Below are 5,285 nucleotides of genomic sequence, written 5' to 3'. Positions count from 1 at the left end.
GGCCATAGAACCGTTGTCAAAAGCAAGCCGCATCGATGAATTGCTGCAGCGTCTGCAGGCCGGTGAGCTGGTGGCGCGCCGCCTTGATTTGCACACGGGCGCCGTCACACTCAGCGCGGCCCAGCCCAGCCAGGGCATGCAGGTGTCTGAAGCCGCGCTGGTGACCTTGCACGGCCCGCGCTGGCGACTGCTGATCATCGGCGCCGGGCAACTGTCGCGCTTTGTGGCGCAGATTGCGCAGGGCATGGACTACGCCGTGACGGTGTGCGACCCGCGCGAGGAATACCGTGACAGCTGGCAGGTAGAAGGCGTGGAGCTGGCCACCGGCATGCCCGACGACGTGGTGCAGGCCATGAAGCTGGACGCCCGCTGCGCGGTGATTGCGTTGACGCATGACCCCAAGCTGGACGACCTGGCGCTGATGGAGGCTTTGCGCTCTGAGGCGTTTTATGTAGGCGCCATCGGCTCACGGCTGAACAACCAGCGCCGCCGTGAAAGGCTGGCCGAGCACTTCGACATGACGGCCGAAGAGCTAGGCAAGCTGCACGGCCCGATCGGCCTTTACATCGGCAGCAAGACGCCGTCCGAGATTGCGATTTCCATCCTGGCGGAGCTGACGGCCGTCAAGAATGGTGTGACGTCAGGACAGATGGCCAATGTCGCCGCTGCCAAGAGCCAGCTTGGTTTGCCGCCGACCGGCGAAGTCTGCGCTATCACGCAGTAGGTAGGGCCGCAGTTTGGCGGGTCAAGCCGCAAATTCAGAAGAAAAAACGCCTGCAGGCCAATAGGGGTGTGCGCAGGCAGCTATTGTATTGATAGCAAATAATCAGGTGTCGACGGCCTGTGCGGCGCTCGCGTCGAACGCCACCGGCGGCGAGCCTGCGCGCGAGCGTTCCGCCATGTGGGCCCAGGCGGCTTCCCGGTCCTTGACACGCGCAGCCGCATCAAACAGGGGAGGGGGCGGTGTTTTGTTCCGCGCTGTGTGCAGCCTGGTTTTCAGCTCCTGCAACGCCTCAGGATTGCGGCCTAGCCGCACAGCCTCCGCAACATAAGCCTGCGGGCTTTCCAGAATGCATTCAGGCAGGCCGGCAGCCTGCAGAATGCTTGCACCCATGCGCGCGGCCATGCTGCTGCCGGGGCAGGTGAGCGCGGGAACGCCCTGGCGCAGCGCCTCTTCCAGTCCGGGCGAGGCATTGAGGCGCAACGTGTCCAGGAACAGGTCGGCACAGCCCAGGTGGGCGGGTATCTCGGGCCAGGCGGCAAGGGCTGAAAAGATCAGCCGCTGTACACCCACGCCCGCAGCCTGTGCTTCGCGCACGAGGTTGGCGGCGGCCCGGCTGCAAAAAGGCAGCCACAGTACGGCGTCGGGCAGCGACCGCAACACTTTCATCCAGCTGGCGAAGGTGGYTGCATCCAGCAGGGGCGGCAACAGGCATGAACACAGCACCAGGGCGTCCGCGGGCAACCCGGCTTTTTCGCGGGAAGGGGTCGTGGGCTCGGCATCCATGCCAAAGCTTCCCGGCCAGCAAGTTTGCGGAAGGCGGCCGATGGGGCCGGCTTGCTCCTCCACCTGCGGGTGGATGAAGTGATCGGACACGGTGTAGTCCCATGCGCCGGGTACGTGATGCCTGTAAAGGCCAGGCTCGCGCAGCTGCACGGGCGCGACTCGCATCAAGGCGATTTCCTGCCGCGTCCAGGCCGGGTTCAGGGCCTGTTCAATGTAAATATCAAGCCTGTCCAGGCGGATGCGCCCCACCGCTTCGAGGTCAGTCATGTGCCCCAGTTCATTCACACTGGCCGCATGGCGGCGCAAAACCTCAAGGTGCTCCGGCTGCGGGCGCCCCGTGAAGGCATAGACTTGGATGGCAAAGCGGCCACTGTCGTGCAGCGCGAGTTGCTGCTCAAGTGCCCGCATCTGCCGGGTGTCGGCCAGGCTTTGCACGGCGAGGCCGACGTGGATGCGGCTGTCGCTCTGGAGGCGGCGTGTGCGCGAATCGCGCTTGAACGGCGGGCAGGGTTTGAGCCGGCTTTTCACTGCGTCGAGAGTTTGCCGGCGCATCTGCTGCAGCGCGTCTTCATCCATGGCGAGTACCAGTCCGTGGAAAGGCGCATCGCCCCAGTCGCGGGGTTTTTGGGTGGCAAGGGATTCAGCCAGGGCCTTCTGCAGGATATCCGTGAGCTTGTGGTGATGCCGCCAATCGCCGATGGCCATATTGCGGAAGGCTTGCCGGGTGTGGATTTGCAGCGCGTCGTCCGCCACGTGGTCGATGGCCTTGCCCTGGATGGTGCCCTCCAGCGCAGCACCTTCGGCGGTTTCCAGTTTCAGCAGGAACTCACCCAGCAGGTTGCGGGTGTTGCCATCGAGGTCTTTCAGGGCAGCGTCGGCTTTTTCGAGCTCACCGGTGAAAGCCAGAAGCGCGAGGTGCCGAAGTCTCAGCTCGGCATGTTCAGGAAATTGCGCCAGGGCAAGCCTGGTGGCTTCCACGGCCTCGGCGTAGCGCCGCGCGCCTGAGAGGTATTCGGCGAGGTTGGCGTGGTAAGGCGGGTGGCCGGGCTGAAGATCAAGGCACTTGYGGGCCAAGTGAATGGCCAGGTCCCACTGCGATGAGCCAGCCGCCAGGATGGCGACGTTGTTCAGGGAACGCAGGTGGTCGGGGTTGAGTTCCAGGGCCCGTGCGTAGGCCGCCTGGGCCTTTTCAAGGTCACCGCAACCCTCTGCTGCAATCGCCAGGTTGGCTGCGCCGTCGGCGTCCTGCAGCAGTGATGCTTCAACGCCCAGCAGCGTTCGGTAGGCGGCCTGCGGGCGATCCAGCACGCTAAGCAGGGTGGCGCAGGCAGATGCCGAATTGACGTCCGTCGGCGAGAGGGCGTGCGCCTTTTCAAAAGCCGCGAGCGCCAGTTCGGGCTGGCCGGTGCTGTCCAGCTGGCTGCCTTGCGACATCCAGGCCTCGTGATCTGCCTCACGGTTAGAGGGGCGGGGGTTTTTATCCATCGCAACTGTGTCGCCGTCGTGCATGCAGGAATTATGTGGCACGGTGGGTTCGGGGACTCAGGCGGGCGCGGAGATAATCGCGGCTAATGACCCAAGGCCTCACTTTCACCGACCTCGGCGCGCTGCACCTGCTAGGCCGGTTCGGCGAGTTGTACACGGGCGCGGAGCGGGAACTGCTGGACCTCGCGCGGCTTCTGGCCGGCAGGCGCGCGGTCAAGCTGTGGTCCGATGTGCCGGTGCACCCGGCGTACGCGCCCGAGGGCATTACCGCCGTGCAGCCCTTTGCGCACCAGTTTCCCAGGGAGGGTACGCTGCTGATAGGCGGCGTGCATCTGCAGCCGGGAATCTGGCTGAAATACACGCGGTTTCAACGAATCATTCTTTTCCACAACATTTCACACCAGGGGCAGCTGTTTGCCATTGTCGAAGGCGTGCGGGAATACACCGGCCTCGACCCTGAGATTGTTTTTGTGTCCGACTGGCTGCGCCGCACTGCGGCATTGACCGGGCGCGTCATTCCCAGCCTGCTCGACCTCACGCCCTTTTCAGCGGTTGCCGTTGAACGTTTTGCCCGATGGCCGCATGGTGGAGCCCAACCGCGGCCTTTCACGGTTGGGCGTGCCAGCCGTGATCTGCTGGAAAAGCACAACCCGCAGGACCTTTCGCTTTACCGCATGCTGGCCAGCCGCGGCATACGGGTTCGCGTCATGGGCGGAACCTGCCTGGCGCCGGGTTTGGCCGGAACCGAGGGCATTGAGTTGCTGCCTGCGGGTGCGGAGTCTGTGCCGGATTTTTACCGTTCACTGGATGCGATGTTCTACCGCACCGGAAACTTTTTCGAGGCGTATGGACGGGTGGTGCTGGAGGCCATGGGTGCCGGTTTGCCGGTAGTGGCCCACGTGAACGGCGGCTACGCCGAAGTGATCGAGCAGGGCATCTCGGGTTTTTTGATCCGCTCGCAGGAGCAGGCATTCGATGCCCTGATGTCGCTCAATGATTCGGTGGATTTAAGGCTTCAGCTGGGCATGGCAGCGCAAGAGCGGGCCAGCCAGGTGCACGGCCCCGACGCAACGGAGCGCGACCTGGCGTTCTATCTCAAGTGAACGGTGACCGGCCGCCCCCATCAGGGCGCGGCAAATGCTGCTGCGCCTGAATAGCGAATGTTTCCGTTGGTGCCGGTGTAAACCATGCCGGCACGGCTTGCATTCACCCCGGTGAAGAAACCGTCCACGGTGAAAACCGGTCCACCGTTGGAGTAGCTGAACTGCCCGCCTGCAACACTGATATTGGATGCCGCAAAACCGCCAAGTGTCGTGACCACGCCCATGCTCAGCTTGGCCGTGCCGAAGTTGACGCTGAACGTTGCGGATGTCAGGGTTCCGGAGGCCACTGCCGCCTGTACGGAGGTGTCGTAGCCCGTGACTGGCGTCTGGCCGATCAGGTTGTAGCTGAGGGTGCCCGTTGTGGGCATCACCAGGGTAGGCTGGCCGATGATGTAGTGGAGATCATTGATGTTCGTGCCGCCTGGGTTGCGTGTGCCCGTGGTCCACGAACCCCAACCGATAAAGTCGCCCGCGTCGGTAGAGCCCGCCGAGCCTGCAAAGGCGTTGATGGTGGGGGTGAAATCCTTGCCATTGGCGCTGAGCGCGGTCAGTTTGCCGGTGTCAATGGTTGCGGAAGTGCCCGTGGCAACAGGCGAAATGGTGGAAGGTCCGAAATTGCCCTGCGAGTGGTAGGTTGCGGTTGACTTGAAATTTGTGAACGTGCCTGTGTTGACTGGCTTGACATCGGTCACAACCGCTTTATTGATGATGATGGGCTCTATTGGAGGTTCGGGTGTGGGTATGGGCGGGCGTACATTCGTTCGTTTCGGCGTGTCTGTGTTGTTGACCACCCGGACAGACTCACCTGCCGTCAGCCCGACACATCCCCCCGCATTGCAGACCTCAATCGCATCCAGCTCGGTTGTCACGCTCAGCGAGCCGTCCGGGTTGTACCCAGCATTGAAGCCAGAGCCGCGGATACCAATGGTGGCCGTCGTGGTGGTGACACGGTAGTTTTCACGGTTGCGTTTGCCGATCAATCCGGTGATGGCCCGCATGCTGCCGCGCAGCAGGTCGACCAGAAAGCGGTCTTCCTTCGGGTCGGCCTTGTCTACATAGTTGGCGACCTTGAACTCTGTTCCCGGCTGCAGCGAAACGACACCGCCATCGGAGAACTTCACCTGGGCGCGGCCATCGAGGCCGGTAATGATGGCCTGGCCGCTTTCGATATCCTTGCCTTTGACCAGCGC

4 protein-coding genes are annotated in these 5,285 nt (G+C 63.2%); 2 read left to right on the top strand and 2 right to left on the bottom strand.

Features of this window, described 5'->3' with window-relative positions; translation table 11 throughout:
• A partial coding sequence (locus AC1D1P_RS13550; protein WP_477673340.1) for an XdhC family protein occupies window positions 1–724 on the top strand: 724 nt, incomplete at its 5' end.
• Between the two features lie 102 nt (window positions 725–826).
• On the opposite strand, the gene AC1D1P_RS13545 is transcribed toward AC1D1P_RS13550, so the two are convergent.
• Window positions 827–2,992: an O-linked N-acetylglucosamine transferase family protein gene (locus AC1D1P_RS13545; protein ID WP_477673339.1), complete on the bottom strand. Its 2,166-nt coding sequence runs from the start codon at window positions 2,990–2,992 to the stop codon at window positions 827–829.
• Window positions 2,993–3,078: 86 nt separating this feature from the next.
• Between AC1D1P_RS13545 and AC1D1P_RS13540 the strand changes: the two genes are divergently transcribed.
• Entirely contained in the window at window positions 3,079–4,095 is a 1,017-nt protein-coding gene (locus AC1D1P_RS13540; protein WP_477669333.1) for a glycosyltransferase, read from the top strand.
• A 20-nt stretch (window positions 4,096–4,115) separates the two neighbouring features.
• Here the strand turns inward: AC1D1P_RS13540 and AC1D1P_RS13535 are convergent.
• The coding region (locus tag AC1D1P_RS13535; protein ID WP_477673338.1) for a FecR family protein at window positions 4,116–5,285 on the bottom strand (1,170 nt) is incomplete at its 5' end.

This window comes from Polaromonas sp. P1_E1_2, assembly GCF_056406035.1.
Note: the sequence above shows the minus strand (reverse complement) of the source record. Positions and strands in the feature narration are given on the sequence as shown.